Below are 4,488 nucleotides of genomic sequence, written 5' to 3' on the forward strand. Positions count from 1 at the left end.
GAGATTTTATTAAATTTGAGCAACGGCCATTGAATGAATGCCAGTGCCATGTTGGCAAAGCCAGCGGAGATCGTCCAATTGCGGAAGCGGTGAAAACTGGCTGGGGACATCGGTACGCAAACGATCGCCATCAGCAGCATAAATGGCCCACCCAGCAGCAAAAAATCAAAAATGATATTAATGATGCCCGCATTATTAATCGCCGCACTGGCGATCGTTACGCCCAATAAGGTCAATAGTCCGCACAATAACATCCAGACAGTATTAATTTGCTGGGGATCTGTCGGACGAGCGGTAGTGAGGATAATGGTGGTAATTAATGGAACGATCGCAAAGTGTAAATGATTGAGAGCTGATGGTAATCGAGTAATCGAGCAAACTACCCGCGAATAAAAGGCGATCGAAAATGCCGCCATGATGAGCGTGCTATTTTTATAAAAACCTTTTTTACGCGCTTTGGGCATTGGTTAGATGGGAGATGGGAGTTCGGAGTTCGGAGAGAGGGGACGGGGGACTGGGGGACTGGGGGACTGGGGTACTAGGAGACTGGGGCAGAAAATCCCCTCCTTGGAGGGGTGCCCAAAGGGCGGGGTGGGTAGATCTATGCCCTATGCCCTATGCCCTAAAGCCTAAAACCTAAAGCCTAACTACACTAACACTGGCGATTTAGGGGTGGTTTTGAGGATATTTTGGTAGAAGTGTAAATATTGATGGGAGATGACGGTACTGGAAAATGGGGAGGGAGATCGATCGGTGGTGGCTGCGGGTGGGTGATGGATGATGTCGTGGATCGATCGGGCGAGATTGGATCTTGGATCGCCATTAAAATCGAAATATCCACAGGCACCCGCGCCAATTTCTCTAAAGATCGGGATATCGGAACACACCACCTGACAAGATAAGTGGAGAGCCTCGGCTAGGGGCAAGCAGAAGCCTTCGATCGAGGAGGGAAGAATGACGGCTTGGCTGTGTTGATAGAGCCAGATTAGTTGCGGATCGTCGATCGCGCTTAGGAGGTGAACTTTGGTTTCGAGGTGGAGATCTTGAATTTGTTGGCGCAAATTGGCGGTTTCAGGGCCGTGACTGCCAACAATTACCAGATCGATATTCGGATCGATTTGTTGCTTATCTAACAATAATTCATAGGCATCGATGAGTAAATCGAGATTTTTATTTTTGCGATGTTGCCCGACACTCAAGATAAATGGTGCGCGTTCTCGATCGCGGAAAAAATCGGGGACGGTTGGTGCGATCCGATCGAAATCGACAATATTATAAACGACAGCGGCGGTCTGACTTGCCGGACGATTTGGCAAGAAATACGCCAACCGATTCATCGTCGTCTGAGATACGCAGCTTACGCCATCGCTTTGCTGAATGCATTTCCTCAATAACCAGCGATTGCAAATTGCCTGAATTCTCCCAAAATTTTCGGGGTATTCATAAGGATAAAGATCGTGAATTGTGGCGACGACAGGACAGGTAAATCGCGATCGCTCGAAGGGTAAGGGAAATGATAGATGTACTAAATCGGGACGTAATTGCTGGGCGAGTTTGGGCAGTCCCCACAAAAACCAGAGATTTCTGGACACCGAGCTGTTGGCAATATCGACACTAGTAACGACAATTTTGGGCGATCGCAGATCGAACACGGTGGTAAAATAGTCTTGTTGCCACGCGCCGATCGCAATCGTGACTTGAGTAATCTCTGGACATGCCGCCAGAGCGCGCGCGAGGTTGGCGGCATGTCGGCATACACCCGTAGGCTTGCAAGGTCTGTGTAATGCAGAGATCAGGACGTGCATAATTATTGATGGTTTTACGGTGGATCGATAACGAGTTCTTGATAGATTTGGGCTAGCTGTTTGCCCTTAACTTCCCAACTGTAGTATTCCCTCACTCGGTGCTGTCCCGATCGTCCCATGTCAAATCGGAGCTGTTTATCGCTGGCGAGTCGCACCATCGCGGATGATAAGCCACTCGCCGCTCGTTCGGGATGCTCAGCTGGTACGGCGATGCCAGTTGCGGGCGTAACTTGAACGGCAGGGCCGCCCAAATCTAGACAGATAACTGGTCTGCCCGCTGCCATTGCTTCGAGACAGACTCCCGCGCCCGAATCGTGCAGACTGGGATGTACTAGCACCGAGCATTGACCTAATTTAGTCAACACTTCTGCGCGTGGTACTAAGCCCCAAAATTTGACCTGACTGGCAATCCCCAGCTCGCGGGCGAGGTCTTGCAGCCGATCGAGTTCGGGGCCATCCCCGACGATCCAGTACTCGGCTGTGGGCAGATTTGCCTGGGCAAAGGCGCGCAATCCTAAATGGATGCCTTTCCAGTGCAGCAGACGGGCAATGCTGATAAATCGCAGCGGTTGGAAGTCGTCGGGTTGCGGACACTGGGCGAGGAGATCGATTTCTTCGGCGAATAAACCGATCGCTGAAGCTATTTCGACGCGGGGTGCGTGAAGTTTTCGGACTCGTCGAGCAGTGTCTTCGGTAGTAGCATAGGCGATCGCACTACGGCGTGCAGTGATCTGAGTAAAGGGATCGAATTCCCCGATCGATCTCCATGCCAATCTCGCCAATTCGTACAGCTTATTTTTACTGCTAAAGTCTGCCCAAAATGCTCCAGGAGCAGATTCACCACCTCCCACAGGCCCCCACACGAATGGCACGGGTAGCAGAGCCAGGAAACTCGGACAGGCGTAACGAACGAAGGTGACATGATGGATCGCATCGAAGCCAATTTCTTGGTGCAGTTGTTTGCCGACTAGATATGCCTGCATTTGCCAGAAGTAATAGTGCAACTGCATTGCGCCAGACTGTCCCCAGCGCAGACTATCTTGCCAAAAGGGGAGGGTAAAGTAGACGAAATGCAGATTGGGAACTGGATTGAGTGCCAGTTCGGCTTCGATCGCCGCTTTACTTTCATCGGGGCGAGTCAATACCCAGACTTCATGATATTTGGCAACTTCGCGCGCGACGTTCCAACCGACGGCGCGTTCGGAACCTTGTCCGGGTTCGCAAGAGTAGGCGGAGAGGAGAATTTTCATGGGGATATAGGCGGTGGGTGGGTGGAGACTGACAATTTTCACCTGCGATCTAGCTGCGATCTCAAATTCGAGATGGTCTGCAAAACTTCAGCTTCCAGCTCGACCGGAATGTTCGGCATCCGATCTAGATACCATTGGCAAATATCGATCGCTCTGTTATTTTGCCCTAAAGATCGGAGCCGATTGACGATCCAGTTTAAACCGTCGAACTGCGCCTGCCCGGATGCTTGCATTGCCACAATTTTTTGAGCTGCCTCAAATTCATTTATTTCGCTCGATCTCCCCACTAGATATATCAACAAATGCGGATCGTGACTGAGGGTTTCAGCGATCGCCACCATGCGATCGATTTGTCCGGCATTGAGTAGATACAGTACGAATTTTTTGCGGCGCGGATCGTCACCTAATATTCGATTGGTATTTTCGACAAAATCCGACTCGGCAGGAAAATCGACAACCAAATTACCAAATATTTCTAACAATCGAAAATCTGACAGCCGATTGTTAATATTGCTTTCGACATCTGTAAAATTTTTGGTAATATTACCCAGATAATTTTCATAGAGTTCGATCGCCGCACTCGCTTGTCCTAAACCCGCCATTCTATCGGCGATCGCACAGATCGATCGATAATATCCATCGCTATAATACTCGAACATCGGCAGGAGTTTTCGAGCTTCGGCAACTAGATTCATACTCAACAATATATTGATAATCTTCCCGGCGATTGAAGGATATTGAGTAGATCTCGTAATGGCGATCGCTTCGTCAATTCGATCGATTGTTAATAGATATTCGACAAACTTATCGCGCTCGTCCGATTTTGCTAATAAGATATGCGCCCGATCTGCGAGTTCCTGCCGTTCTGGAAACTTAGCAGCTAGTTCGATATATAATGCCAAAGCATCGGGATAACCTTTCCGAATTAAAAATAAAATAAACAATGGATCGCGATCGAGAACCTGCTGCCAACCGTTCCGCCACAGTTGATATTCGGCTTGATGCACCACTCGATTTCGATAATATTCAGGGCTAACTCTCCCCCCGATTGGGCCATCTAATGGCAGCCCCGTTCTCGGTACTGCAACGCATCGCCCCTGGCTACTATTGGCTACAAATTCTTCAGGATTGGCACTCCAATAAACATGCTCGTTACATACATCGCAATGACGCATATTCTCCAGATCTGTCGGAGCTAAACTAGCCCACTTCTTGGTGCAAATAAACTCAAATGCTTCGGGACAATTCCAAACATCCGGCAATGAATCGTTCATAGCTATCTCGATTAGATCGTTTCAAAAAATTAGTGGAAACACAAAGCGGCGATCGCCACTATAATTGAATAGTACTCTAATTTTTTGAGTTTTAGAAATCGATCGGATAATCCCTTCCTATTAGAGGTTCTTTTTTTAACCGCAGCGATTTGCGCTCGT

3 protein-coding genes and 1 pseudogene are annotated in these 4,488 nt (G+C 48.8%); all 4 read right to left on the reverse strand.

Annotation, left to right across the window (positions count from 1 at the left end):
* Positions 1 to 464 (reverse strand): annotated as a pseudogene (locus tag RMO79_RS06720) (hypothetical protein); the annotation flags it as partial.
* Positions 465 to 647: 183 nt separating this feature from the next.
* Positions 648 to 1,805, reverse strand: coding sequence for a glycosyltransferase family 1 protein (locus RMO79_RS06725; RefSeq protein WP_310482299.1), 1,158 nt, complete (start codon positions 1,803 to 1,805; stop codon positions 648 to 650).
* Positions 1,806 to 1,819: 14 nt separating this feature from the next.
* Positions 1,820 to 3,055: a glycosyltransferase family 4 protein gene (locus RMO79_RS06730; RefSeq protein ID WP_396136545.1), complete on the reverse strand. Its 1,236-nt coding sequence runs from the start codon at positions 3,053 to 3,055 to the stop codon at positions 1,820 to 1,822.
* A gap of 38 nt (positions 3,056 to 3,093) precedes the next feature.
* Positions 3,094 to 4,329: a hypothetical protein gene (locus tag RMO79_RS06735; protein WP_310482301.1), complete on the reverse strand. Its 1,236-nt coding sequence runs from the start codon at positions 4,327 to 4,329 to the stop codon at positions 3,094 to 3,096.
* Between the last annotated feature and the right edge of the window lie 159 nt (positions 4,330 to 4,488).

Origin of the sequence: Chamaesiphon sp. VAR_48_metabat_403, from assembly GCF_031422475.1 — a bacterium.
In the GTDB taxonomy this organism is placed as follows: domain Bacteria; phylum Cyanobacteriota; class Cyanobacteriia; order Cyanobacteriales; family Chamaesiphonaceae; genus Chamaesiphon.

Bases quoted from the DNA above. Each gene is read 5' to 3' on its own strand.
- RMO79_RS06725 (WP_310482299.1), bottom strand. From the start codon at position 1,805: ATGCACGTCCTGATCTCTGCATTACACAGACCTTGCAAGCCTACGGGT.
- RMO79_RS06735 (WP_310482301.1), bottom strand. From the start codon at position 4,329: ATGAACGATTCATTGCCGGATGTTTGGAATTGTCCCGAAGCATTTGAG.
- RMO79_RS06730 (WP_396136545.1), bottom strand. From the start codon at position 3,055: ATGAAAATTCTCCTCTCCGCCTACTCTTGCGAACCCGGACAAGGTTCC.